The organism is Shouchella clausii (assembly GCF_002250115.1).
Classification (GTDB): domain Bacteria; phylum Bacillota; class Bacilli; order Bacillales; family Bacillaceae_D; genus Shouchella; species Shouchella clausii.
In genome coordinates this window covers 3,129,362-3,152,760 of record NZ_CP019985.1, presented here as the reverse complement: position 1 = coordinate 3,152,760, position 23,399 = coordinate 3,129,362, and the positions used below count along the sequence as shown (strand labels likewise).

Annotated in this window: 25 protein-coding genes, 5 tRNA genes and 1 pseudogene; 9 read left to right on the top strand and 22 right to left on the bottom strand. The window is 43.8% G+C overall.

The features are described from left to right. Positions 1 to 46: 46 nt before the first annotated feature. The 7 genes from BC8716_RS15155 to BC8716_RS15125 all read right to left on the bottom strand — a co-directional run bounded on the left by BC8716_RS15155 (position 47) and on the right by BC8716_RS15125 (position 3,213). A tRNA-Gly gene (locus BC8716_RS15155) sits at positions 47 to 118 on the bottom strand. 3 nt (positions 119 to 121) lie between these two features. Then, a tRNA-Gln gene (locus BC8716_RS15150) sits at positions 122 to 196 on the bottom strand. Positions 197 to 201: 5 nt separating this feature from the next. Further along, positions 202 to 278 (bottom strand) — tRNA-Met (locus BC8716_RS15145). A 544-nt stretch (positions 279 to 822) separates the two neighbouring features. Next, positions 823 to 915: transfer RNA gene (locus BC8716_RS15140), tRNA-Ser, on the bottom strand. A 7-nt stretch (positions 916 to 922) separates the two neighbouring features. After that, positions 923 to 995 (bottom strand) — tRNA-Ala (locus BC8716_RS15135). Between the two features lie 168 nt (positions 996 to 1,163). Continuing rightward, entirely contained in the window at positions 1,164 to 2,201 is a 1,038-nt protein-coding gene (comGB, locus tag BC8716_RS15130; RefSeq protein ID WP_094426998.1) for a competence type IV pilus assembly protein ComGB, read from the bottom strand. Beyond that, entirely contained in the window at positions 2,188 to 3,213 is a 1,026-nt protein-coding gene (locus BC8716_RS15125) for an ATPase, T2SS/T4P/T4SS family (RefSeq protein WP_157730459.1), read from the bottom strand. Before BC8716_RS15125 ends, comGB begins: the two co-directional genes overlap by 14 nt. 176 nt (positions 3,214 to 3,389) lie before the next feature. Between BC8716_RS15125 and BC8716_RS15120 the strand changes: the two genes are divergently transcribed. Then, positions 3,390 to 5,678, top strand: coding sequence for an ATP-dependent helicase (locus BC8716_RS15120; RefSeq protein ID WP_257392260.1), 2,289 nt, complete (start codon positions 3,390 to 3,392; stop codon positions 5,676 to 5,678). Between the two features lie 264 nt (positions 5,679 to 5,942). Beyond that, the gene (locus BC8716_RS15115; RefSeq protein WP_157730458.1) at positions 5,943 to 6,386 is read left to right on the top strand and encodes an efflux RND transporter periplasmic adaptor subunit; all 444 of its coding nucleotides are present in this window, start codon (positions 5,943 to 5,945) and stop codon (positions 6,384 to 6,386) included. Between the two features lie 75 nt (positions 6,387 to 6,461). On the opposite strand, the pseudogene BC8716_RS15110 reads toward BC8716_RS15115, so the two are convergent. Beyond that, positions 6,462 to 6,908: pseudogene (locus tag BC8716_RS15110) on the bottom strand (spore coat protein); the annotation flags it as partial. Positions 6,909 to 7,162: 254 nt separating this feature from the next. Continuing rightward, a complete protein-coding gene (locus BC8716_RS15105; RefSeq protein ID WP_094426988.1) occupies positions 7,163 to 7,441 on the bottom strand; it encodes a hypothetical protein in 279 nt (92 codons plus the stop codon). A gap of 665 nt (positions 7,442 to 8,106) precedes the next feature. On the opposite strand from BC8716_RS15105, the gene BC8716_RS15100 reads away from it, so the two are divergent. The 3 genes from BC8716_RS15100 to BC8716_RS15090 all read left to right on the top strand — a co-directional run bounded on the left by BC8716_RS15100 (position 8,107) and on the right by BC8716_RS15090 (position 10,544). Next, positions 8,107 to 8,820, top strand: a complete 714-nt coding sequence (locus tag BC8716_RS15100; RefSeq protein ID WP_094426985.1) for a BMQ_0737 family morphogenetic spore coat protein — start codon at positions 8,107 to 8,109, stop codon at positions 8,818 to 8,820. 143 nt (positions 8,821 to 8,963) lie between these two features. Continuing rightward, positions 8,964 to 9,668, top strand: a complete 705-nt coding sequence (locus BC8716_RS15095; protein WP_094426983.1) for a hypothetical protein — start codon at positions 8,964 to 8,966, stop codon at positions 9,666 to 9,668. Positions 9,669 to 9,794: 126 nt separating this feature from the next. After that, positions 9,795 to 10,544, top strand: coding sequence for a class I SAM-dependent methyltransferase (locus BC8716_RS15090; RefSeq protein WP_157730457.1), 750 nt, complete (start codon positions 9,795 to 9,797; stop codon positions 10,542 to 10,544). A gap of 192 nt (positions 10,545 to 10,736) precedes the next feature. Here the strand turns inward: BC8716_RS15090 and BC8716_RS15085 are convergent, their stop codons facing one another. The 6 genes from BC8716_RS15085 to BC8716_RS15060 all read right to left on the bottom strand — a co-directional run bounded on the left by BC8716_RS15085 (position 10,737) and on the right by BC8716_RS15060 (position 14,848). Then, on the bottom strand, positions 10,737 to 11,087 hold the full coding sequence (locus tag BC8716_RS15085; RefSeq protein ID WP_094426979.1) for a DUF1360 domain-containing protein: 351 nt from the start codon (positions 11,085 to 11,087) through the stop codon (positions 10,737 to 10,739). Between the two features lie 125 nt (positions 11,088 to 11,212). Continuing rightward, complete coding sequence (gene fabI, locus BC8716_RS15080) at positions 11,213 to 11,992, bottom strand: enoyl-ACP reductase FabI (protein ID WP_094426977.1); 780 nt, start codon at positions 11,990 to 11,992, stop codon at positions 11,213 to 11,215. A gap of 114 nt (positions 11,993 to 12,106) precedes the next feature. Further along, the gene (locus BC8716_RS15075) at positions 12,107 to 13,012 is read right to left on the bottom strand and encodes an RluA family pseudouridine synthase (RefSeq protein WP_094426975.1); all 906 of its coding nucleotides are present in this window, start codon (positions 13,010 to 13,012) and stop codon (positions 12,107 to 12,109) included. Then, the gene (locus BC8716_RS15070; RefSeq protein ID WP_094426973.1) at positions 13,005 to 13,808 is read right to left on the bottom strand and encodes an NAD kinase; all 804 of its coding nucleotides are present in this window, start codon (positions 13,806 to 13,808) and stop codon (positions 13,005 to 13,007) included. The genes BC8716_RS15075 and BC8716_RS15070 overlap by 8 nt, the downstream gene beginning before the upstream one ends. Positions 13,809 to 13,828: 20 nt before the next feature. After that, on the bottom strand, positions 13,829 to 14,452 hold the full coding sequence (gene yjbM / locus BC8716_RS15065) for a GTP diphosphokinase (RefSeq protein WP_302467438.1): 624 nt from the start codon (positions 14,450 to 14,452) through the stop codon (positions 13,829 to 13,831). A 21-nt stretch (positions 14,453 to 14,473) separates the two neighbouring features. Next, positions 14,474 to 14,848: a UPF0738 family protein gene (locus BC8716_RS15060; protein WP_095305674.1), complete on the bottom strand. Its 375-nt coding sequence runs from the start codon at positions 14,846 to 14,848 to the stop codon at positions 14,474 to 14,476. Between the two features lie 127 nt (positions 14,849 to 14,975). Here BC8716_RS15060 and BC8716_RS15055 point away from each other — a divergent pair, with 127 nt between their 5' ends. Beyond that, on the top strand, positions 14,976 to 15,539 hold the full coding sequence (locus BC8716_RS15055; protein ID WP_157730456.1) for a CYTH domain-containing protein: 564 nt from the start codon (positions 14,976 to 14,978) through the stop codon (positions 15,537 to 15,539). A 170-nt stretch (positions 15,540 to 15,709) separates the two neighbouring features. Here the strand turns inward: BC8716_RS15055 and BC8716_RS15050 are convergent, their stop codons facing one another. Continuing rightward, complete coding sequence (locus BC8716_RS15050; protein WP_094426966.1) at positions 15,710 to 16,393, bottom strand: lytic transglycosylase domain-containing protein; 684 nt, start codon at positions 16,391 to 16,393, stop codon at positions 15,710 to 15,712. 157 nt (positions 16,394 to 16,550) lie between these two features. Between BC8716_RS15050 and BC8716_RS15045 the strand changes: the two genes are divergently transcribed. The 3 genes from BC8716_RS15045 (at position 16,551) to BC8716_RS15035 (ending at position 18,332) form a co-directional block, all read left to right on the top strand. Next, positions 16,551 to 16,946, top strand: a complete 396-nt coding sequence (locus tag BC8716_RS15045; RefSeq protein ID WP_011247367.1) for a globin domain-containing protein — start codon at positions 16,551 to 16,553, stop codon at positions 16,944 to 16,946. A 17-nt stretch (positions 16,947 to 16,963) separates the two neighbouring features. Beyond that, positions 16,964 to 17,866 carry a ClpXP adapter SpxH family protein gene (locus BC8716_RS15040; RefSeq protein ID WP_094426964.1) on the top strand — a complete coding sequence of 301 codons (903 nt, stop codon included), beginning with the start codon at positions 16,964 to 16,966 and terminating at the stop codon, positions 17,864 to 17,866. A gap of 286 nt (positions 17,867 to 18,152) precedes the next feature. Continuing rightward, complete coding sequence (locus BC8716_RS15035) at positions 18,153 to 18,332, top strand: hypothetical protein (RefSeq protein ID WP_094426961.1); 180 nt, start codon at positions 18,153 to 18,155, stop codon at positions 18,330 to 18,332. Positions 18,333 to 18,415: 83 nt separating this feature from the next. On the opposite strand, the gene BC8716_RS15030 is transcribed toward BC8716_RS15035, so the two are convergent. From BC8716_RS15030 to BC8716_RS15010, 6 genes are all read right to left on the bottom strand, one after another. Further along, entirely contained in the window at positions 18,416 to 19,606 is a 1,191-nt protein-coding gene (locus BC8716_RS15030) for a competence protein CoiA (protein WP_157730455.1), read from the bottom strand. A gap of 229 nt (positions 19,607 to 19,835) precedes the next feature. Continuing rightward, positions 19,836 to 20,465, bottom strand: a complete 630-nt coding sequence (mecA, locus tag BC8716_RS15025; protein ID WP_094426957.1) for an adaptor protein MecA — start codon at positions 20,463 to 20,465, stop codon at positions 19,836 to 19,838. Positions 20,466 to 20,687: 222 nt separating this feature from the next. Beyond that, complete coding sequence (gene spxA, locus BC8716_RS15020) at positions 20,688 to 21,083, bottom strand: transcriptional regulator SpxA (RefSeq protein WP_011247371.1); 396 nt, start codon at positions 21,081 to 21,083, stop codon at positions 20,688 to 20,690. A gap of 232 nt (positions 21,084 to 21,315) precedes the next feature. After that, a complete protein-coding gene (locus BC8716_RS22345; protein WP_156323127.1) occupies positions 21,316 to 21,453 on the bottom strand; it encodes a hypothetical protein in 138 nt (45 codons plus the stop codon). A 50-nt stretch (positions 21,454 to 21,503) separates the two neighbouring features. Continuing rightward, positions 21,504 to 22,049: a GNAT family N-acetyltransferase gene (locus BC8716_RS15015; protein ID WP_094426955.1), complete on the bottom strand. Its 546-nt coding sequence runs from the start codon at positions 22,047 to 22,049 to the stop codon at positions 21,504 to 21,506. Positions 22,050 to 22,170: 121 nt separating this feature from the next. Then, positions 22,171 to 23,385: a putative glycoside hydrolase gene (locus BC8716_RS15010; protein WP_094429266.1), complete on the bottom strand. Its 1,215-nt coding sequence runs from the start codon at positions 23,383 to 23,385 to the stop codon at positions 22,171 to 22,173. Positions 23,386 to 23,399: the final 14 nt, after the last annotated feature.

The window sequence follows — 23,399 nt, the reverse complement described above, 5'->3', positions numbered from 1 at the left end:
CCACTAAACTACACCCGCATATCATTGCTTTATTTCAAATAAAAAAAGCGGAAGACGGGATTCGAACCCGCGACCCCCACCTTGGCAAGGTGATGTTCTACCACTGAACTACTTCCGCATATGGCTGGGCTACCTGGATTCGAACCAGGGAATCACGGAATCAAAATCCGTTGCCTTACCGCTTGGCTATAGCCCATTATTTGGTTGCGGGGGACGGATTTGAACCGCCGACCTTCGGGTTATGAGCCCGACGAGCTACCAGACTGCTCCACCCCGCGTCGTTACTAATGAATATAGGATTTGCTGTGCTATTGTTTGAAAGAGGATGACTGTCTCTTCCTCTGATAGCTTATTCGGGATGCTTGGTTGCGTCGAGACAACTCACTTCGTTCGTTGCTCCACCCCGCGTCGTTACTAATGAATATAGGATTTGCTGTGCTATTGTTTGAAAGAGGATGACTGTCTCTTCCTCTGCTTGCTTATTCGGGATGCTTGGTTGCGTCGAGACAACTCACTTCGTTCGTTGCTCCACCCCGCGTCGTTACTAATGAATATAGGATTTGTTGTGCTATTGTTTGAAAGAGGATGACTGTCTCTTCCTCTGCTTGCTTATTCAGGGATGTTTGATGCGTCGAGACAACTCACTTCGTTCGTTGCTCCACCCCGCGCCGTTACTAATGAATATAGGATTTGCTGTGCTATTGTTTGAAAGAGGATGACTGTCTCTTCCTCTGCTAGCTTATTCGGGGATGCTTGGTTGCGTCGAGACAACTCACTTCGTTCGTTGCTCCACCCCGCGTCGTTAAGGATAAATCAAATAAATGGCGGAGGAAGAGGGATTCGAACCCCCGCGCGGTGTGACCCGCCTGTCGGTTTTCAAGACCGATCCCTTCAGCCGGACTTGGGTATTCCTCCGTAAAAGTGGAGCCTAGCGGGATCGAACCGCTGACCTCCTGCGTGCAAAGCAGGCGCTCTCCCAGCTGAGCTAAGGCCCCGAAAATGAAAGATTATGTAATGCCGCTTATCTATCACCTCAGCGACATTTAATAATATACCATAGGAGCAAATATTGCGCAAGGACTTTTTTAAAAAAAGTTTTTCCAAATCGTTTTTTTGCTCGTTCTTTTTCTATATTACCGATTCTGATAGGGATAGGTCAAGTCTTACTCAAGCGAACCGATCATTTCAAACATCGGCAACATGACTACTAAAAACAGACCAAATACAAACGCGCCAATGGCCAATAGCAATACCGGCTGCAACCAAACAACGCCTTTTTGCAAGCGATCATCCATTTCTTGATAAAGCCATTCACTGTATTGCTGCAAATCACTAGCTATTGTGCCGGTACGCATGCCGTTTTCGACCACAGCAGCTAGTTCATCTAAATAATAAGGCTTTTGCTTAATGTAAGCAATAAATGACTCCCCTCTTTCTAGCTCATCGTTCATCCACCGCGCTTCTTCTTTAAAAAAACGCAAATAATCTTGTCCTTCAAATACGTATAGCGCTTGTTGCAACGACATTCCCGTTTCGAGGAGCCTTCCTAGTTGCAAAGAGAAATAATAGGAAATCGCTTGTTGGGCAGTTGCTTTTATTGGCTTTATTTTTAGAAAGAGCGCTATTTGGTCGTGTGGAGAGCGTTTTTTGTACTGCTTCCATATGAGCATACTCGCTATAAACCCAACAATAGCAAGTCCCATTAGCATATAGGGGATATAAGTAAGGAACTGGAAAAATAACTGTGTTAGCCATGGAGGCGATGATTGCATTGTCGCATACAACGATTTAAAGTGTGGAACAACAAATTGGTTTAATACGATCAGAACAACAGCAGCGCCCCAAAGTAAGAAAATAGGGTAACGCAGTAGCTTTTGCAGCTGTTTTTTCGTATAAGCTCTTTTTTCAGCCAACTGAGCAGCAGACACAAGCCCTACTGCAAGCTCACCTTGCTCTTCAAAGAAATAGACAAATGATTGTGCTTCTCCAGGTAAGGAGAATGGCTCGATGCTTTGCCACAATGTCTTCCCTTCTCTCAAATCTTTTTTTACACCTGTAATTTTCACCTGCAACTCCCTTGAGGCGTGGACAGCCAAGAACGACAATGCTTGGTCCATTTCGTACCCTCTATTCAACAATTCACCGAGACGCTTCAAAAATTGCACTTGTTCCGCTTTTTGCTTTTCGCTAACGGTACCCACTTTCCACCTCCGTCATCCCTTTGTCTGTTAGCAAGTTAAATGTGTGCCGATCAATCGCTCCAATTGCCCACGCTTTGCGAATCGCTCTAAGCGCTTCTGTCTCACCTGATATGTCATGAACGTCACCTTCTTTTGATAGCGAATCCTTTCGCAACCATTCAAAAAATGCCACCCGTTTGTTTTTGCTTACGATTTTCGCTAATTTTTGGTGAATGACTGCACGGACGCATTCAACGCGTACATTCACGCCTAACTCCGTTAGACGGGCAAAGGCAAGGGAAGCACTCGCAGCGTGTAAGCTGGCAATTACAAGATGGCCCGTTGTCGCCGCCTGCAAAGCAAGTTCCGCTGTGTTGCGATCACGGATTTCCCCAATGACAATTACGTCAGGGTCGTGGCGCAACACGGCTTTTAAAGCTGTTGCAAAAGTGATGCCTGCTTTTTCATTTGTTTCAATTTGAACCATGCCATCAATCGGCCTTTCAATCGGGTCTTCAATTGTTACAATCATTTTTGTGCTCGATTGCTGCACGTAATCAAGCAATGCATAAACGCTCGTCGTTTTGCCCGACCCTGTCGCCCCTGTGAAGAGGACAAGACCATTCTGGCAATGGGCAAGCTGCGTGAACTTTCGCGTATCAGAAGCAAATAAGGAAAGAGATTGGAGTGTATAAGGAGTCGTGCGTGGGGAAATGCGTATAGCCAAACTTTCACTTGGTTTAGCAGGCAATGTCGAGAAGCGAAGTGTGTAACCATTGCCTTGCCAATCGTAGGAGATCGCTTTGCTTTGTGGTTTTCTTCGTTCGCCGATATCCATACCGCAAGCGTACTTAAAATAGCTTACGATTCTGAAGCCGTCCTCAGCTTTTAACGTTTCCCCAGCGTAAATTTCGCCAAGTGCCCGGTAATGAACTAGGTACCCTTTGGAAGTAGGGAGTAAATGAATGTCGCTCGCTTCAGACTGAAAAGCGTCATAAAGGATGGCCGTGCTTTTTGCTTCAATGTCAGCCATTTGTAACCTCCTTTGCGGTTTTCTAGTTTTTTCGCTACATATCAGCAAATCCCTGCATCTTTTTAATTTTTTCATGTAGTATTTTGTTATGAGCTTTTCTCTAAACGAATAATCAATCAATTGCGTGACTACTGTTCCTTTTGATACGATAACGGTTGCACCCGAAAGGAGTTAGTATGAACACGGCACTTTATTTAAACGAACCTTTGTATTTGCCAGAACTTGATCGGGGGAAATGGCATACATTTTACCGGCTTAGTAAAAAAGGGCTGCTCCATTGCATTCACTGTGGCGCCCCTTTATCCATGTCCTTCTCGATTCACCAAATGCCTTCCTTTAACCATCCCCCTAGCGACGACAACCGTTGCCGGGAGCAAGTAGAAGCTTTTGAACAAGCAAGGCAAGCAGAAGGACAAACAGCAGCTACAACCGTACATGGGTTTCGTTTGCCTCAAAGAAGGGCGGTTTTAAAAAACACCCCCGAATGGAAATCTCCTCTTGTCTTGTCAAACGTTGCGCCGTTTACAGAGCCAACCTCTGCTAAACAAATGGCCATTGAGGGCTACCGGGAACAACTGACAAAAGCCGGCCTTACACTTAACGATGCCCAATGGAAAGCTGTTAAACATATCGATGGTCCGCTGCTCCTTTTAGCTGGCGCAGGTTGTGGTAAAACACGTGTCCTCACAGCACGGGCAGCCTATATGGTAAGCGAAGCAAACATTCATCCTAACAAGATGGCGCTCGTTACGTTTACCGCAAAAGCAGCCCGAGAAATGCGGGAACGAATGACTGAATACCCAGGGATTGAGCCAACGTTCGTCCAGTCGTTGCTGATTCGCACATTCCACAGTTTGTTCTATACGATGCTTGCCCATGCTGATCCTAGTAAATGGCATGGGTCAAAATTAATAAAATCAGGGCAAGAACTATTAAAAATACATGGCAGAGCGCTAGATTTAGATGAGAGCGAGTTTCCTTATGATCAAGCAGCGACACAAATTAGCTGGTGGAAAAACCATATGATCGCTCCTGAACATGTTAAGACAACAGATCCGTTTGAAGAAAAAACAGCCCTCCTTTACGAACACTATGAGAAAGCCTTACGAGAAACAGGACGTTTTGATTTCGACGATATGCAGCTCGGCTGCCTATATCTGCTCCAGGAAAACAGCCAACTCTTGCAGCGCTACCAAGAACGTTTTGCTTACTTGTTAATCGATGAATTCCAAGACATTAACCCTGTTCAATTTGAAATTGTCAAATTGTTAGCAATGCCCCAGCGCAATATATGCGTTGTTGGCGATGATGACCAATCGATTTATCGGTTTAGAGGGAGCGACCCTCGTTTTATTCGCAGCTTTGCCGCTCACTATCCAGAAGCGAAAAAGATTCATTTAGTCGAAAATTATCGTTCATCACACCCGATTATTGCCAGTGCTAACCGAGTGATTGCAGAAAATCGGACGAGACTAGAAAAAACGCTCGTCGCTCAGCACACATCCGATCAATTGCCTTATTTGTTCTTCCCCTATAACGAGGAGGAGGAAGCAACAATGATTGTGGAAGAAATCAAGAGGCTAATTGGAAAGGGCACTTGTCCAAGCGAAATCGCCGTGCTTTACCGCACGTCTACAAGCGCGAGAGCCCTCGTGGACCGTTTGATTGATACGACGCTCCCATTCTCGCTTGAACAAGGATTTGCCTGTTTTTACGAACGGCCATTTGTACGTCGTGCGCTCTCCTTTTTGCGGATTGGCAGGAACGAAGAAAGTCCATATGTGATGGCAGAACTGTTAAAAGCTTTATTTATAAAGCAAGAGCATCTCGATCAGTTGCTACACATCCAGAAAACGGAACGGTGCAGCCTTCTTGAAGCCATCCCTTTTTTAACAGAGTTGCCTGCCTTTCAAGCAAAAAAACTAAAAACATTGCCTGCTGATTGCCGCCGCATGCAAAAGATGAATCCATCCGAAGCGCTTGCTTTTGCTGAAGCACGTTTAGGATTTAATGAAACGATCAAAAAACAAGGTCAGGAAGGGAATAAATTCGAAAAAGGCAGCGACGATTTTAATCAACTTAAAGTGGCAGCGACACAATTTGAAACCGTTGAATCGTTTTTGACCCATATCGACCATGTAATCGCCAAACAACAGGAATGCCAATCGCTTCAAACTCGCCAGCCAAAAAGCATTCAATTATTGACGATCCACCGTTCAAAAGGGCTTGAATTTAGCCATGTCTTCATTGTAGGAGCAGTCGAAGGCAGCCTCCCCCATGACTATGCCCTTGACGCTTGGCGAGAAGGCGATGATGATCCCTTGCAAGAGGAAAGGCGACTAATGTATGTGGCGATGACACGTGCCAAAAAGGAATTGGCGATTTCGGCCCCTTTACATTACCGGGGAAAACGAGCCCACCCAACCCGATTTGTCCGTAGCTTGATGAACAGCAGCCAAAACTAGGACGAATCTTGCTCTTCCCTCATTCCTTTTATAGGCATCCATTTCGCACACTACGCCTGAAATGGATGCCATGACCTCGGTGGGTTTACTCATCAATTCGTTTGTCATTGAGGCGTATAACAGTAGGAGTTGATGCAAAAACAAGCAAGCACACTCTCCACTTTTCCCCTTTCCACACCAACCACAGCCAATTTCAATTCATGTTTTTGTTTTGCTTTCATACATTTAAACTAAGCGATTATGAAGCTGAAAGGACTGATGAGAGTGAATCGATCTCCAATGCGTCTAACAGCTGCCCAACTGCACCAACGTTTAATCCATGCCCAAGCAGAAGCGGCTAAATTGAGAATAGAGCTGAAACGATATAAAAATGATTATCATTACAACATGATCGACCAATTACAGGCAGAGAACAAACAACTGCAGGAACAGCTTGAGCAGGCGCTAAACGAGAAACACAAATTATCAGAAGAACTGGTGGAAGCAAAAGCCAAGTCTTATAACAATCCACTACCAAAAGAAGCAGTTCCTGCTGCCGAGCCTGCAGAAGAGGTGCAAGAAGAGGTGCACACGTCTCAAAAAGATAAATTAAACGATTCCACTTTTTACGTATCTCATCGTGCTGCCAAACCTAAAACAAATAGCGAAATATCGCCAAACTGGTTCTCCCGTAACCTTTTAGATCGAGATCGGTCAAAAAAAGAATAGCTGACAAACACAATAGGCAAACAGCAAAACGAAATGCAAAAAAAAGCTGCCAAACTTGACAGCTTTCCATGTGGTTTAAAGGATATCCAATTCGACGATAATAGCCAAGAGAATCGCGATTTGGATTTGAATGTTGACCGCCACTTGCGTATCCGTCGTTGAGATTTGAACATTTCTGGAATTGTCGACAATCGTCTTTTGGCGAGTGATTTGCTTCGTCTTTGAGGCCTGAAGAATTTCTTGTGTAATATCTTCGACATTGTCGTTTCCAGCTAAAGAGATGCGGATAATTAAAGCAATGGCAGCTTGGATGGCTACTTGTATACCAATCGCTGCTTTCGTGTCGGTCGATTCCACCTCTACGTCGCAAGAATCTTTAATATAAATGAGCTCTTCAGAAACTTGGATCTCTTTCTTTACCTGCGCTGCATCTTGCTCTATATCGCCAAAACCCATTGGATGGCACGCGTCTGGGTCTAATGCAGACCATTTTTTGTGATGGTCGTCTCTTTTATCCTTATCTGAATGACGGTGCTTATCCGAATGACAATCCTTATCAGAATGACAGTGTGAATCGTGTCCACCATGTGAACAGCTGTGGCAAGAACAGCTATCGCATGAAGATGAATGATGGCGCGGTTTATCTAAAAACCGTGTAAATTCTTCACTCATGATTTCCCCTCCAATTTAGAATCTAATTTAAACTATGCTCATTCGACTATTTTGCCTGTGCGTATGTCCCTGATACAGTTGCCTAATTTCAGCTAAGGCCCTTGTTACTCTGTTTTTTTCCGCTTTTCCGCTTTCCGTTTTAGGATTTCACTAAACGGATCGCTTTTCCCCTGCGAGTCATTGCCTTTATCGTCCTTTGTTTCCTCAGTTGTTCTGGTTTGTTTTTCTTTCAAAAACTCTTCCACTTGTTGCTGTAAACCTAAAGCCGTGTTGCGGATTTTTTCTTTTTCTTCATCTGACAGATTTTTTGCCGGCGAGACGTTATGCTTTTTTAAAATTTGGCGAACAAGGACTTCCATCAATTGTTGATATTGGTTTTGCATGCATAAACCTCCTCATCGTTTTTTATTGGACACTAATACAATATGAGTTTGGCTCGTCTTAAGTGAGTGATACGCGCGGAAAAATCAGCTCATTTACCAGCTAAATCCGCCCATTTCAGTTAATTACGCGTGTTTTCTTAACATTTCTTTGCTGACGGGGTACTTCCATTTAAATGAAGGAAGCGGCAATTGCGTATAAAAGGATATGACTCCAACTTGTTCGACGAAAGTTGCAAGTGCTTACCTACAGCTTCAGGCATGCCTCATAGAGATGGCATGCCTTCCTTTTATATTTATTGAATAAACGTACAGGCCCGAGTCTTTTTAATCCTCGTCTAAGATGACCGTTTATTTGTTTTTTTCTTACCGCCACAGCAGCTAGGCTTTGGTTTGTACCCCGTTTTCGGTCTCTTTTTGTTCGTTACTCTTTTGATAAACGCTTGAGGCTGGTTGCTTTTTTGATTCATCCGCTTTTTCCTCCTCTTTCAATTTATCGTATTTACTATCTTATGTTGCCATAGCTAGAAGGTACGGATAGGAGCCCGAAAATAATTTATATCAGGCTGCACATTTTTACTGGCCATTCATACTATACAGTAGCCTGAACACCTAGTTAGGGCACAAAGAGAGAAAACCACGCTAGGAAATCATAAGGAGGTTTATGCATGAGCACAGATCACGAAAAGCATAATGTATGCATTAGTGTCCCTAAAGTGTTCGACTGGGTCACACGCCAAGTCGATTTGCCAACGGCATGCTACCATGAAGGAAATAAATCCGGCAGTGATTTGTCCGAACTGTTTAAATGCAGGGACAGCGAGGCAGAATCGTTTACAGAGTTTATTAAACAATTCCCGAAATGTGAAGCCGTCTGCCGGGTGATCGAGTCCGATATTTATACGAAGGAAGTGACTGATCCGCATCACAGAACGCAAGTAGAAGTTTGCATGCCAAATGGCGAAGAGGTTACGCTTGAGAAAGTGAAGATTCTCATTAAAGTCTCCGTCGATGTAGACCTATACGACGAAGCTGGCAACCATATTTGTACGTCATGTGAGCCATTTGAATTTACAAAAGTCGAAACGTTCTACTTATGCGCGCCAGAAGGCACTGAAGTGTGCGCTTTCGTCACAGCAGGTCAATGTGATGCTGAACTTATCTTTGACGGCTCTTATATGCAGCTGGACCTTTCTTTCTCCTTCTGCCTAGATGTCCATGTATTAGCTGACGTTTTGCTGGAAATTGAAGCGGCATATTGCAAACCTCGGTTGGAATTTCCTATCAGCGATGTTCTTTGCAAAGAAACGAAATTCCCACCACAATGCCCGACTCTATTTCCTGGCAAAAAAAGCAAAAGCCATTCAAAATCCGCTTCCTAATCTCCCCTTTTGCAACCGAGCCGTTTCACGACGGCTCGGATTTTCTCTTCGCAAATCAATCAGCCATACATACAATAACGAGATGCCGCGTAGTCTGTATTACCAGACTTGTTTTCTATGTCCGACTTTTTAAGGAGGCGTCTATGTCTTATAACCAAAAAACAAACGTTCATAAAGAACATATTCAACTAAAGCAACGAATATTGCACTATCGTTCTGAAACTGTAAAAAATGAACGGCTGCTTCGTCAGCAGGAGAAGAAATTGCTTGAACAAAAGCGAATTATCGATGGATTGACCGATCGGCTGGAAGAATTGGCGCTCCAAGCTGAAAAAAACAGCGGCGCGAACGACTACGAGCAAAATCCTACGAGGCAAGCGATCATCGTCCCTTATTTTTCGTATTCCATTCTAGCGCCTTCCACTTTCGAAGAAGATGAAACAGTGCTTGTAAAGGGACATTTTGTTATCGAAAATAAAGGCACGGCGCCACTGTCCACTCCTATCATTTGCCTTGCCTTTAATAAACCGGAATTGGCTAATTTGACTGGGAAAATCAACCGCCCCCGTGCGCCTAAAGACCATGTTGCCCAAATGAATGAAAGCGATGGCTGGTCTTTTTTAGAAGAAAGCGGCGATGCCCAAGCAAAAGAAACGGGCCAGTATTGGCTGAAGCCAAAAGCAGCGGAAATTCCTGCCTTATCAACGGTTATGTTTTCTAATTTTGAAATTCAATTGCCTATGGCAGCAACAAGCTCTGTGGCGATGCAAGTGAACGGGTTTGTATACGGCGACGAACATCCACAAGGAATCCCTGCTTTGAATGCGATCGCTTTCACCCTTGTATAGCTGCTTTTTTAAATCAGGCTTTTTTTAGCCTGGTTTTTCTTTTATTTTTACCTGTTTCCACCTTCTGCGATGGCACACTCTTTTAATTCCAAGCATATAACTATGTTTACTAGGAGGTGTAGAGGGATGACTGATTTTTTCTTTCAAAAGGAAGTAGCAGAAAAATACGAAGCCTATAATGACATTTTAGAGCAACTATTAGGATATCAATTTGTCTTTACCCATTTTGACAAAGACGAGCGCCAGACCATTCTTGACTTTGGCTGTGGACCAGGCAAAATCGCAACGCGCTTTGCTGAGTTGTTTTCCGCGACCGTGATTGCCGTCGACCAATCGGCGGAAATGATTCAGCTTGCTTCCAAGAAACACGACCATAAAAACGTGCATTATCGTTTAGTGAAAGACCCAAAACTCGCTTTTTTAGATGACAACTCCATTGACGGTGCTTTTTCCTGTTTCGTTTTCATTACGATTGGGGATGAAGCAGTACTAAACCATATTTTGCGAGAAGTATACCGTGTATTAAAACCAGGCGCTCCATTTGTGCTGCTAGATACCAATCCTAATTCCACAGGTCATGTTTTTTCCACATGCCGTATCGGCGAAAAAGGCAAAACCTACAAACGAGGCGATATCATTCAAAAAGAATTGCGTTGGGGAGGAAACCAATTGCTAATTGAAGATTACCATTGGCCAGAAAAAACGTATGAAACATTGCTCGTTAACAACGGCTTTGTTGAAATCGAAACACAACAACCGACGCTACAAAGCGTTCCCGCTAAGACGATTCAACGTGTTGAAGACGAGTACGGCCTAAAATGGAAAGATGAAAAAACCATTCCTCCCTTTATTCTTTTTAAAGGGATTAAAGGATAGATGGTTGTTACCCATTAAGCGGAAAATAGTTCATTTTGCTTCTATAGCCCTAACAGATTGGCAGCCTATTGTACGCTTAAAGAGAACTATTTTTTAGTGAATGCAAAACCATCTTATGCCAAGCTTTCTTTCATGTATGGCCATTTATCCTTTTTATGCACAAAAAAGGGGCGTTGCCTATGTGGCACTCCCCTATTGTTCCAACTTTCTTGTCATCGTTTCCAAAATTGCTGCCACAGCAGCAATGGAAAAAAAAACGGCTAGTGGCCAAAATAACAGTGGAAAAAAAACATATCCACCATAAAAGAATAGTGCAACCCAAACACCTGTACACCAATAACAGGATAGTAGGCTTCCTACCCACTTGCGCAGCCCTCTCCCCTTGCCTTCTAAATACAACACCTTTTCCCCATTTTCTTCTAACATTTCTGTTTCTTTAATAAACGGGCGCCTAAGCCATGCGGTAATATCATCCCATACGAGCAAACGTGTAAAGCGGTAAGTCGCAAAAGCAAGCACGATCCATTCAAATGGTGAGATCATTGATACGAAATCCTTTCTGCCCATAATAGACATGATTATGAACGTGTGCTGTGCCTTATGTATAAATTGAAAATGAATAAAAAAAAGCAGCGCTAGCATCAATGATGAGCGCTGCTTTTTTAATATTAAGCAAGTGAAAGAATATTATAGCCACTGTCTACATGAAGAATTTCTCCGGTAATGCCTCGTGCTAAATCACTTGCAAGAAATAGAGCGGCATCGCCTACTTCTTCTTGGGTAGTCGTTTTCCGCAATGGGGCCCGCTCTTCAATTTCCTTAAGAACATTATTGAAACCGCCAATCCCCTTCGCTGCCAATGTCCGAATTGGTCCAGCCGAAATGGCATTGACACGAATGCCGTCTTTCCCTAGATCGTTTGCTAAATACTTTACGCTGGCGTCCAATGCGGCTTTGGCTACACCCATTACGTTATAATTGCGGACAACTTTCTCCCCACCTAGGTAAGTCATTGTAATAATGCTTCCCCCTTCGCTCATCAACGGACGGGCGGCTTTGGCTACAGCGGTCAATGAATAAGCACTAACGTTTTGAGCGAGCAAGTAGCCATCACGTGTGACATTTAAATATTCGCCTTCCAGCTCTTCCTTGTTTGCAAATGCAATACAATGGGCAAGTCCGTGAATGACGCCGGCTTTCTCTTTAATTTCGTTAAATGCTTTGTCAATCTCTTCATCGTTCGTAATATCGCATGGCAAAACAAGATGCTCCCCTTCGAGCGTTTCAGCAAGAGAACGGACATTTTTTTCTAGTCTTTCTCCAGCGTAAGTAAACACCAAGTTTGCTCCTGCTCCTGCTAGCGCTTGAGCAATCGCCCAAGCAATACTGCGTTTATTCGCGACACCCATCACTACGTATGTACGGTTCGACAAATCAATTGCTTTCAATTGTTATCACTCCCATTTTATTATCAGGTACTAATAGTTTATCACAATGTCTAACAAGGTACTATGCAAAATTCGCGTTTCCTGTCTTGATTCCTGCCATACAAAGGAACCTCTTCAATGAATGGGATGCATGCACTCAACGAATGGACGCCATTCCTTCGGCAAGCTTTTTTCGACATAAAGTACTTCGTCTGTAAACGGATGCGTAAATGCCACATGATCGCAATGCAGTGCTTGGTGGGACAACCCCTCGTCATGATCTCCATATAGCCCATCGCCGACAAGTGGGTGGCCTATGTAAGCAAAATGGACGCGGATTTGGTGTGTCCTGCCCGTTTCAAGCTGCAAAGACACTAAGCTGTGTGTGTTTGATTCTGCTTCCACTTTGTAGTGGGTTATGGCTGATTTGCCACCTGGCCCCACTTCTCGTTCAATAATGCTTCCAGGCTTTCTGTCAATTGGAGCATCAATAATGCCCACTTTTTCTGAAAGTACCCCTGTTACAAGCGCTTTATAACAACGCTTAACGCCCCCTTTTTGCTGCAGCCGAGATAGCAAATCATGGGCGTAACGATGCTTGGCGACAATCAGCAGCCCACTTGTGCCACGGTCAAGGCGGTTGACAGCATGAAACGTTGCCTGCAGTTGCTGCTGTTTGTAATAGTGGAGCACTCCATTGGCAAGGGAACCTCCTGGTCTATCTCGAGAAGGAATCGTCGCCATATGTCCTGGTTTATCGGCAACGAGCATATGCTCATCTTCATAAGGGATGCCGAATAAAAGCTGTTCAGGTTGTAAACTTGGGCTAGGCGATTCAGGCGGTAGCACCATTGTCACTAAATCCCCTGTTTTCACAACGTGGCGCACCGTTGCTTCTATCTCGTTCACCCGCAAAAGCCCGCCTTTAAATTTCACAGCTGCCAAAAGCCGCTTCGACACTTGTTTTTTTTCACGCAAAAACGTCCGTAATAGCAGGGGCGCGCCTTCATCGACGCGCCATGAAAAAGTCAGATTACTCACTAATAAAGGCCTCCTTCACCCGCTTCCAAAAAGGAAATGGCCGAAAACGGGCGAAACGAACTTTCTCTTCTGCGACACGGACTTGGATCGTATCGACATTTTCTGCAAACACCGGTACATTAAAATGATCGATGGTAACTTGGACGGACACATCATTTAACAGTTTCAACAAACACGTATGATGCTGAGGCAACACTAGAGGTGATCCGAGCGTCCGATAAATACGGTTATTAATCGAAGCCATTTCCGATAGCTGAATCGATGCAAGGGACGGATGCAATATTGCTCCCCCTAGCGCCTTATTGTAAGCAGTGCTCCCTGAAGGCGTGGACATGCACAAGCCATCGCCCCGAAATGTCTCAAACGCCTCTCCCTTAATCTCAACTGTGCAAACGAGTGATCCTTCGGTACTTTTAATCGTACTTTCGTTGAGGGCTAAATGACGCCTCGGCTCTCTTTGGCCGCCCCGATAGCGGATGATCACTTCAAGCAAAGGGTATTCGACAATCTGAAACGGCGTCTTGATGATATGGGTAATTAAATGCTCTGTTTCTTCAGGAACCCAGTCAGCATAAAAACCGAGATGGCCAGTGTGGATGCCTACAAAAGCGGTTTCCTCTAGCCGGTGTGCATAAGAATGGAATGCCTCTAAAAACGTTCCATCTCCTCCCACCGTAATGACGATATCCGGTTTATCGCTGTCATGTGCCAAATCGGCAGCAAGAAGCCGTGTTTTTATCGTATCGCATAATTCATCTGAGAGTGTATCCCCTCGCGAGGCAACCGTAAACTTCAAAATTATTTCACTCCTTGCTATCAGCGGCTTTGCTGTTGTTTTGCGGTTATAATTCGCTGAGCTTCTTGTACTTCATCACGGATGATCGACATTTCCTCATCGAGCCAAAAGGCAGCTTCTGCAGCCCGCTGCAAACGCATGTTGATGTCTTCCGGTATTTCACCGCTATATTTATAGCGCAGTGAATGTTCAATCGTAGCCCAAAAATTCATCGACAGTGTGCGGATTTGCAATTCAACAAGGACTTTCTTTTCCCCTTCAATCATCTGAACAGGATAGCGAAGTATTAAGTGGTATGACCGATACCCACTCGGTTTCTTCTTTTGTATGTAGTCTCGTTCGGAAATGATTTCAAAATCGGAGCGGGCACGCATGAGCTCAATGACTTTGTCTATATCCTCGACAAATTGAGTGACAATGCGAACGCCAGCCAAATCTTGCATCTTATCAGCCAGCTGTTCGAGGGGAATTTGCTTGCGCGCCGCTTTGTTTAATATGCTCGATACGGGCTTCACACGTCCCGTTACAAATTCAATTGGTGTATGCAGCGACGTTTTTTGGTACTGTTCCCTCGCCCCTTTAAATTTCACTTTCAACTCTTCAACAGCCTGTTTATACGGTGTTAAAAAAGCATCCCAGTCCAAAAGCTCCACCTCTTAATAAAACTAAAATGCGTCGTTCACTGCTTGTTCAAAGGCCTCTCCATAATTCCCATTACCACGAATGTTCTCTAGAAGAAATACCAGCTCTTCCTCCATATCGACAAGCGCAAGACGAGTATGTTCATTAAGCTTGACATAATAACTCGTTTTTAATGTGTGCGCTTCATTTAGTGCTGGCCAAACGTTCTTTTCAAAACGGATCGCGTAAAAGGCTTCCTCATCTTCAAGAATGTAAATAAAAGCATATTGGTCAGAATCGACGAGCACGCGCTTCCCTGGTTTTAATCGTGCCGCCAATTGTGCGTCTATTTCCTCTTCTAGTTCTACAGTGCTCGCTTCTTCGTCCACTTCGATGGCCGATACTTTATACTGTTTCATCCTTCTCCCCCAAAGCTGCTTTTTCCGTAATCAGTGTAACACAAAACGTCCTGAAAACCCACGTTTTGCAGAAGGACGCCAATCTACGTATAATAAGGAACGAAAATCGCAGAAATGGGGAACGACCATGGTTAAAGAAATCGAGTATGAAGCAAAATCAATGCTTAGTGAAGCTGCCTATCGCCAGTTAACCGAAAAATTCAGCACAAACGCAGAAAAACAGCAAAATGATTACTATGATACGGCTGACTTTGCATTAAAGAGCGCAGGGGCAGCCCTACGAGTCCGCAGAAAAAAAGACGCGTCCGTCTTTACGTTAAAAGCGCCAGCAAATGGTGGACTGTTGGAGACACACCAGCCTCTCACCAAAAGCGATGAACAGTTGCTCCTAAGTGGAACGCTTCCTGAAGGAGAAGTTCAATCCGCCATTAAAGAGCTCATTGGGACGATTCCTACCATTCGCCACTTTGGATCGTTAACGACCTATAGAATGGAGGTGCCTTATAAAGGGGGAGTGCTATGCTTAGACCATAGCGTATATGCAGGAACTGAAGATTTTGAAATTGAATATGAGGGGCAGTCACTTGCGCACGCCGAATCCATCCTTACCCAACTACTCGCAGAAGCTGACGTGCCATTCATACGAGCGAAAAACAAAGTTGCCCGTTTTTACGAGCAAGCAACACAATAAAACAAAATGGAGGAGCATTTCTCCCACAAAAAGATGAGGGAAGAGAAACGCGGAGCCCGTTCAACTCACATCTTCGCCAATCAACGTTTTTATTGACAACCTCCATCAGACTGATAGAAAAGGTTTGTCAAATTTTTTATAGTTAACGTGCAGCCAAAAAGGCTGCACGTTTATGCGTAGCTACGGTATGTGTTAAGCACTTTTGGAACATAATTCTGTGTTTCTTTAAAGGGTGGGACACCGCCATACTTATCGACATTTCCTGGACCAGCGTTATAAGCGGCAAGCGCTAACGCTTCATCGCCGTTGTAACGGTCTAGCATTTGCTTTAAGTATTTAACCCCGCCGCGGATGTTTTCAACAGGATCAAAAATCGATTTAACACCTAGCGCTCTAGCCGTAGAAGGCATCAATTGCATCAGTCCACTAGCTCCTACAGGGCTTACCGCTCTTTCATTGAAGTTTGACTCGTGTTGAATAACCGCTTTAACAAGTTTAGCGTCGACCCCAAACTCCGCGGCAATGCTCTCAATAAGCGGTCCATAAGATTCAGCTTTGCTTGTTGGCGCTGTTCCCTTGCTCTGTTCAACCTTCTGCTCTGCTGGGCTGTAGACTTCTCCTGCTTTCGTTTGTAAAGTCGTCACATCTTCATATGTATTCTTTTCATCTAAAAACAGCGGCTGCTGCAACATCGGCAGCAAAAACGGCAACTGTAGCGGCGGAGCACTTATTTGCGTGCTTTTGTCCCATTCAGATTGGAGCATTTTCGCAAATGAAGTCGTTTCATCTGTTTGCGACGCTTGTGTTGAAACCCGTTCGCTTGTGTATGCCTGCGGCCAAAACGAAATTTCCATATTTCCCCTCCGTGCAGTTTTCTTCTTCCATTATAACAAAGTTTGCGAAAAATCGACAGAAAGGATTTCCTCTTTTTAACTCTAAAAACACATTATTTGCTGAACGGAACAATGGTTGCTACAATGGATCTAGGCAAACGAAAAGGAGAGACCATTTGTGCCTGATCAACGAAATGAACAAAGCCCGTTTGAGGCTTTAGGTGGGGAAGAAAAGATAAGCGAACTTGTCGATGCTTTTTATCGCTACATCGCGGCTCATGAAGACGTTCGCCACCTTTTTCCTGAAGACCTGACTCATACAGCATACAAACAAAAGCGGTTTTTAACGCAATTTTTCGGCGGTCCACCGCTCTATACAGAAGAGTTTGGGCACCCGAGACTTAGAGCGCGGCATATGCCGTTTGTCATTTCTCCTGTCCAAGCTGAAGCTTGGCTTTCCTGTATGGAGCGTGCCATGGACGACGTGCATTTATCAGGCGACATTCGTGATTATATGATGCATCGGCTTAGGCTGACTGCACATCATATGGTTAATCACCCAACGCCGGGATAAAAGAAAGGAGTTGGCCCATGAACGCCAAACATCGCGTGACTAGCCATTGTGACCATGAACTCGGGATTTGCGGCATTTCTCCCGAGGCAAATGAAGCGCTGCCTGCCAAAAAACCATTGGAGATTTACACCTTTATTGATCCGCTGTGCGCTCAATGCTGGTCGATGGAGCCGATTCTAAAGAAGCTCAAAGTCGAATATGGTCATTATTTCCGAATACGGGTCCTGCTTGCTGGAAAGTTGAATGTATGGAATGCGTGCGAAGCAGGCAAAGTCAAACATACACGCCCACCGGTATGGGTGAAAGGTGTATCATCCTCAAATATGCCTTACGCCGGGGATATAAAACTTAGTGATTTTCATCCATATAAAGCTTCACTTGCGATAAAAGCAGCAGAACTACAAGGACCAAAAGCAGGCCACCGCTTTTTGCGCAAGCTTCGAGAAACGTTGTTTTTACAAAAACAAAACATTACCAATGAAGACGTGCTAAAAACATGCGCCGACGATGCAGGGCTGGACGTTGATGCTTTTATAGCCGACCTCCATTCACCGAGCGCTGCCAAAGCGCTTCAGTGTGACGTGCAAACGACGAACGAGATGGACGTTGATACCGTCCCAACTTTTGTTTTCTTTAACGACAATTCGGAAGAAGCAGGCATTAAAATTTCCGGCCAGTATCCATTTTCGATTTATGTCCAGTTATTGGAAGACATGCTTGGCTTCGTACCAGTAAAAGCCACTCCACCGACTCTCGAGGGATTGTTGCAAACATATGGTTTTTTAGCCACTGCGGAAGTCGCAATGGTCCTGGATTTGAGTAGTGAAGAAGCAGAAAAAAAGCTAAAGACACTCATGTTACAACAAAAAGTAGAAGCCGTCCCTTATGAATACGGGACTTTTTGGAAATGGTTAATGTAAGGATCCAGCCTATGCAGGGTCCTTTCTTTTTCGTCCAAAAAACCAAAAGGCTGTCTGCTTATAAAGCAGACAGCCTTCCTATCAATCGAAGAGAATGTGAGTTGCAACACTTCTATTCTACTGAAAAAAACAAGCAGAAGCAACAAGAAATTTAATTGACAAGTTTGTACAATGAACCACACATAGTTTCCATTCCTAGGCATATGTTATACAAACACGCTGCTGGCATATACGGATCGTTATCGACGTATCCTATTTCGTGAAAAAAGGGTGTGGAGATCGGAAAATGAAACGGAAAATATTGCTTCGCATTGCACTTGTTCTCATTGCCTTTTATTTGTATATTCTTGGGCTGCTGCATCTTTTTCCAATTTGGGTCGCCGTTCCGCTATTGTTCATCGCGCTTTTTTGCTTATTCCGGCCGTTAAAAAAGAAACCACGTTTTAAAGGATACCGTCCCCATTAACTAAAACCAACTGACTGTCACTTTCTCTGAACATTGAATGCATTTTCGTGCAAGAAATTCTCCTACATGCTGGCCTCTTTTCCTTACCTGGCTACGACTTTACTAGTACGCTTATTGTTTGCTAACAACAAGTCATTCCAGCAATGGAGAAAACGCTGTTCTTTTTCCTTTCCTTTACAAGAAAGGATTTCCTCCTCACTGCTTTTTATAAAAGCCGCAGGAGCTATCTTTTTCAACAATCCAAATGCTTGAAGCAAAGCTAAATATTCGCGCGCTAGTTGGGAAGTGACTTTTTTCGGGTCGCAGTAAGGTTTGAAAGGATGGCGGAACTGCCGCAAACAAGACGACAATAACACAGCGATTTGGGTAAGTGTTCGTGGAGCGCTTTTTAAAGCATGACACAAATAAGCATGGATAAACGATGTCTGCCATAGAAACGGGGAAACTTGGAGATAGCGTTGAGTCGGCAAGGGCCAGCCAGCGGTAAGGGGAATATCGGTTAATTGAAACGTTGCTAGCAAGTGCGCTAACGATCGATTGCGGTAAAGGTTGTTTTTGACTTGCCGGCGATAGGCAGACAAGCTGTCTGTATAACAAACGGACATCGACGGGGGCTGGAGCAAATCGCTTAATGTTAAGCGTTCGAGAGCAATAAACGATGGGGTAGCAAGTGCTAGGGAGGGGAGAACAGCCACTACATGGCGGAGCAAACATACGTTTTCAGTATGAGCGTCTAGATAAATAAAAAACAGTTCCCTTTGGGCATGTCGGAGCCCATACCATTCAAATTGTTGGATTTGGAACATTTGCCGCCGCTTCCGCTTTAAACGGCTCCCCCCGAAAATCCAAACTGGGGAAATGCCTTGGCGTGCGTACAAAGTATTGCGTTCATATAATGTTTTGGCGGAAAGGGTAGCACATTGGAATTCCAGTGCAAGCGGCGAGGAAGACTCGATGTAAACATCCGGTCGTTGCTTTGACTCCCTTAAATACGTTTCCAATTGTGTTGCTTTGTTCTGCCTGGCCGCCCAGTGAAAAAGCAATTGTTTTCCACGTACATGCTCATCCGACTCCCCTTCTCCTCCAGAAGGGCACGTCTCACTTTTTTGGTGGGCAAAATGCCAACGTCTTTTTGTTCCAAGTCGCATCCTTACTTGTTGGTTGCAAATTGGACAACGAAAACGCCCTGATTTTTGTAAGTACCGCCATTCTGAATGACTGCGCTTATCTGTAAAACAAATAAGACGCCCGGTTTCATCTAAAGCTTGAAGCAATGACCACACTCCTTTCTTCTTTTTTATTTAAACCAATCTCACGTTTATCCTTTTTTTGTACAACAAAAAAAGAGCCTATTACGGCTCTTATAAACTGTAACAAACGCTTGCTAACGTCGTTGGCGTAAATCGGCAAGCAACAGTTGCCCATGCACACATGTCTTGATTCGCATCTTTCCTTGCCTTCACTCCCTCATCTAACAAGCGTTTTCTAGCAGTCTGAACGGACTTAGGAAAAAGTTGAATAGAGCTTCGCTAAAGCGGTCTCTGGAATAATGACTTTGCCATACTCCTGGAGTCTGTGAATCGTTAATTCTGATTCATAGCCATACTCAAGCATCCTGCTCAACAAATTGTCTTGTTCATCTTCTGTATAAAGATCGTTCGTGAATTGGACATGCAAGAAATAACGGCCTTCGTAATGGTACAGTGTATTAAGCACCCGTTCAGGGCGAACGGCTTTGCTTAAAGAGATTACATCTTCGAGCTCTTTAAAACCTATAATCAGCTCGAGACTATCTAGCTCGTTCTCTTCAAGCGTGTGGACTGGAACATCTTCCTGCTCGTCTGTTTCCATGTCCTCTTTCACAGGAATTTCTAATTTTACATTGCCATCTGACAATTGCCCACGCGTAACTAGAATTTCCAACCCTTTATCATGGGCATGAACTTGAATCCAGAGCGGGCCATCTAGTTCAAATTCGTCCCTGTCGCTTGCTTCGTGCATCATATCATAAAAAAGTTCTTCACCACGTTCACGGTTATACCAAATTTCTTCACGCTCAAAACCACGTGCTTCAATATCCTTATACGTGATGAAAAACCGAATAGTTGAGTCATTTACTCGTTCGATTTCCATACTCGCTCCCCCTCCTGTAATCTTAACATTAGGTAGCCTTTATCAAGGAAACAGTGAGCTTGCCTTCCTTGTTCCTATTGTATGATAACTAGCCGAAAAATGGAATCCATCTGCTTTCTGACGGGTGCAAACGTATTTTGTTAGTTCTTTATTCTCTCGCATGCAGTGGTCAATGTCAAGAAAAATAAAACCTTCTACAGAGGTTTCTGTAGAAGGTTCGTATTAATTTACTAAGCGCTGTGCTTCCTGCAATTGGAATGTCCGCACTTTTCTTGGTAGAAAACGGCGAATTTCAGCGTCGTTGTATCCTACTTGTAAACGTTTTTCATCGAAGATAATCGGACGGCGAAGCAGACCAGGATTGTCGCTAATAATCGTAAACAATTTTTGTAAAGGCAATGATTCAAGTTCTACGTCCAGTTCTTGGAAAACTTTAGAACGTGTTGAAATGATTTCATCTGTGCCATCTTCTGTCATGCGCACAACCTGTTTTACTTCTTCAACAGAGAGTGGAGATGCAAAGATATTACGCTCTTCAAAAGGAATATCATGCTCTTCCAACCATGCTTTCGCTTTTCTACAAGATGTACAACTAGGGGATGTAAGTAGTGTGACCATCTTATTGAACCTCTCCTTTAATCAAAGTGTGACAAGTGTATCCGTTATCGTTCGCTTCATCACCATTTTATTATACAAGTTTGTTCAACTGTTGTATAGAGTCGTTGCAAAAAACTTATACAAAGATTGAACAAAAACTATGGGAAATCCTCTTATAAATGCACACTTCCCGACATTGCTTGACCATAAACCTATTTCCAGAAAAAAATCCGCCTGTACGGCGTACGGCGGATTACGCAATGCTTTTTTTCGATTGGGGATAAGGGTATTCCTGCGGACGACGGTTTTTCAAGTTGTCTAGCTGCTTTTTAAAAGCATCTTTCCACGCTAGGCGCTTTCGTTTTTGTTTGGCTTTCTTTTTTTGTTTCATAGCGCTTCGCCCTCCCGTTTTTTTTTGTCAGGAGCCTACTGTTCACCGTCTTAATCATTTAATGTTAATACTTCATCAACTGCTTCATAGGATTCTCCATACAACGTTTTATCTTTATACGTATGGATGTTCTCATACGTGTGCTTCATTTTCTCATATATACTATTCTCATCTTCATTCTCTGGTGACCAATAAAGGATTTCTAATTCCGTCACTTTATTTGTCGCAAGAGAACGACGACGATAGCCAATTGATTTGGCATGTTTAAACCCTTCGCGACTATAAAAGCGCTGACGCTTTTGCGTATCTGTATCTTTATAATCGATAGGCTCCACTTCAAGTATAATCGGTTTTTGCTTTTTTTTCAATTGCTCTAACAGCTTTTTCCCCAGCCCTTCCCCTCTAGCCTGCTTTGCCACAAACAAGTAATCGACAAAGATAAAGTCATCTGTCTCTACATACATCATGACATGGTTATCGCTCTCTTCCTTATGGTAAATGTCCCCCTTTTCTTTTAACAGCAGTTCCATATGCTGTTTTGACTTCATTTCCTCAACAGGAAAATATTCAGCAAGCTTCTCATACCAAGTCGCCATTTTCATTCCTCCATTTCTTCGTTTTACACATACTCCTTTATATAGCCGTTTTCATCTTTGTCCTAAACACATTATTTAGTTTGCCCTATTGGCCCCAAAAAAAAAGCAGCTTTCGCTGCTTTTACGGATTGTCGTAATCGACTCCTTCAGTGTAAGTGTTGCCCGCATTCCACAATAAAAATTCGTTAATGTCATTTTCATACAAAGCACGGATTTGCGCTTCTACTTCCTCTTTTCCATACTGTAAGTAATTGCCCGACCCTAAATAGCTAGCAGTAAAGTCTTGGATCCATGGCCGCGACACCGGCTTCTTATCCTCTAGCTGCTCTAAAAGCTCGTTTTCCAATTTGGCATAGCCATCCGTTAGCTCATAAGGATACAAGTCAGGCTTGTCCAATCCTTCAAAAGACGTCCAATGGCTCGGATAAATCATCGAAGAAATGACATCAACGTTCTCCGATATTTTCAAGAAGTTTTGTCCAATTCCAGGCGCTTCAGGCACGGTTGCCGCATAGCCGAAAATATCAACGGATACCTCTACATCGTAGACGCTTAGTTTTTCTCGGGCGTATGCGACAAAATCGGTGACTGCATTTACACGGCGTTGCACATTGTCAATTTCGTCATCTCCGTATTTTCCCGTCTCATATTCCAGCGTTTCATCGCGGTTTTCAAACCCTTCTGGAAAGCGGACATAATCAAACTGGATTTCTCGGAACCCCATTTGTGCTGCTTCCTCGGCAATGCCGACATTATACTCCCATACTTCCTCTAAAAATGGATTGACAAATGCTTCTTTCCTGCCATTTTTCCAGACAGAGCCGTTTTCTTTAAACGAAAGTTCTGGTTTCATTTCAGCTAAAGTCGTATCTTTAAACACAACAATTCGGGCAATTGGATAAATCTCGTTTTCTTCAAGAACGTTCATCATTTCCTCAGGGTCGTTTATGTATTTCTTTGCAATGTTGTAATAGGGCGAACTCTCGTCAGGCATATATGTAATATTGCCATGATCATCTTTAATGTCGATGACCATCGCATTAAGCCCTGTTTCACCAACGAAATCAACAAGCGAATGAAAGCGCTCTCCTCCGGCGGAATGGCCAGACACATAAATGCCCCTCACTCCCTCTTCTGGATAATTGAACGTGTACCCTGACTGGTTGGCAAAGCGCGTTGAGAGCTTCGGGGTTTCAAACAGCGTTTGGCCAACAAGCTTATGACCATGTACAAGCATCGCGTTACCCGATGTCGCTTCAACACTTCCACCGTTAACACCAACTAGCAATGTAGCAGATAACAGAGCAGAGCAGCCGACTTTCATCAATTTACACACACATACACTCCCTT

Coding starts and splice junctions, on each gene's coding strand:
- BC8716_RS15125 (WP_157730459.1), bottom strand. CDS start 3,213: ATGGCTGACATTGAAGCAAAAAGCACGGCCATCCTTTATGACGCTTTT.
- BC8716_RS15120 (WP_257392260.1), top strand. CDS start 3,390: ATGAACACGGCACTTTATTTAAACGAACCTTTGTATTTGCCAGAACTT.
- BC8716_RS15105 (WP_094426988.1), bottom strand. CDS start 7,441: ATGCAAAACCAATATCAACAATTGATGGAAGTCCTTGTTCGCCAAATT.
- BC8716_RS15100 (WP_094426985.1), top strand. CDS start 8,107: ATGAGCACAGATCACGAAAAGCATAATGTATGCATTAGTGTCCCTAAA.
- BC8716_RS15095 (WP_094426983.1), top strand. CDS start 8,964: ATGTCTTATAACCAAAAAACAAACGTTCATAAAGAACATATTCAACTA.
- BC8716_RS15090 (WP_157730457.1), top strand. CDS start 9,795: ATGACTGATTTTTTCTTTCAAAAGGAAGTAGCAGAAAAATACGAAGCC.
- BC8716_RS15085 (WP_094426979.1), bottom strand. CDS start 11,087: ATGATCTCACCATTTGAATGGATCGTGCTTGCTTTTGCGACTTACCGC.
- BC8716_RS15060 (WP_095305674.1), bottom strand. CDS start 14,848: ATGAAACAGTATAAAGTATCGGCCATCGAAGTGGACGAAGAAGCGAGC.
- BC8716_RS15055 (WP_157730456.1), top strand. CDS start 14,976: ATGGTTAAAGAAATCGAGTATGAAGCAAAATCAATGCTTAGTGAAGCT.
- BC8716_RS15050 (WP_094426966.1), bottom strand. CDS start 16,393: ATGGAAATTTCGTTTTGGCCGCAGGCATACACAAGCGAACGGGTTTCA.
- BC8716_RS15040 (WP_094426964.1), top strand. CDS start 16,964: ATGAACGCCAAACATCGCGTGACTAGCCATTGTGACCATGAACTCGGG.
- BC8716_RS15035 (WP_094426961.1), top strand. CDS start 18,153: ATGAAACGGAAAATATTGCTTCGCATTGCACTTGTTCTCATTGCCTTT.
- mecA (WP_094426957.1), bottom strand. CDS start 20,465: ATGGAAATCGAACGAGTAAATGACTCAACTATTCGGTTTTTCATCACG.
- spxA (WP_011247371.1), bottom strand. CDS start 21,083: ATGGTCACACTACTTACATCCCCTAGTTGTACATCTTGTAGAAAAGCG.
- BC8716_RS22345 (WP_156323127.1), bottom strand. CDS start 21,453: ATGAAACAAAAAAAGAAAGCCAAACAAAAACGAAAGCGCCTAGCGTGG.
- BC8716_RS15015 (WP_094426955.1), bottom strand. CDS start 22,049: ATGGCGACTTGGTATGAGAAGCTTGCTGAATATTTTCCTGTTGAGGAA.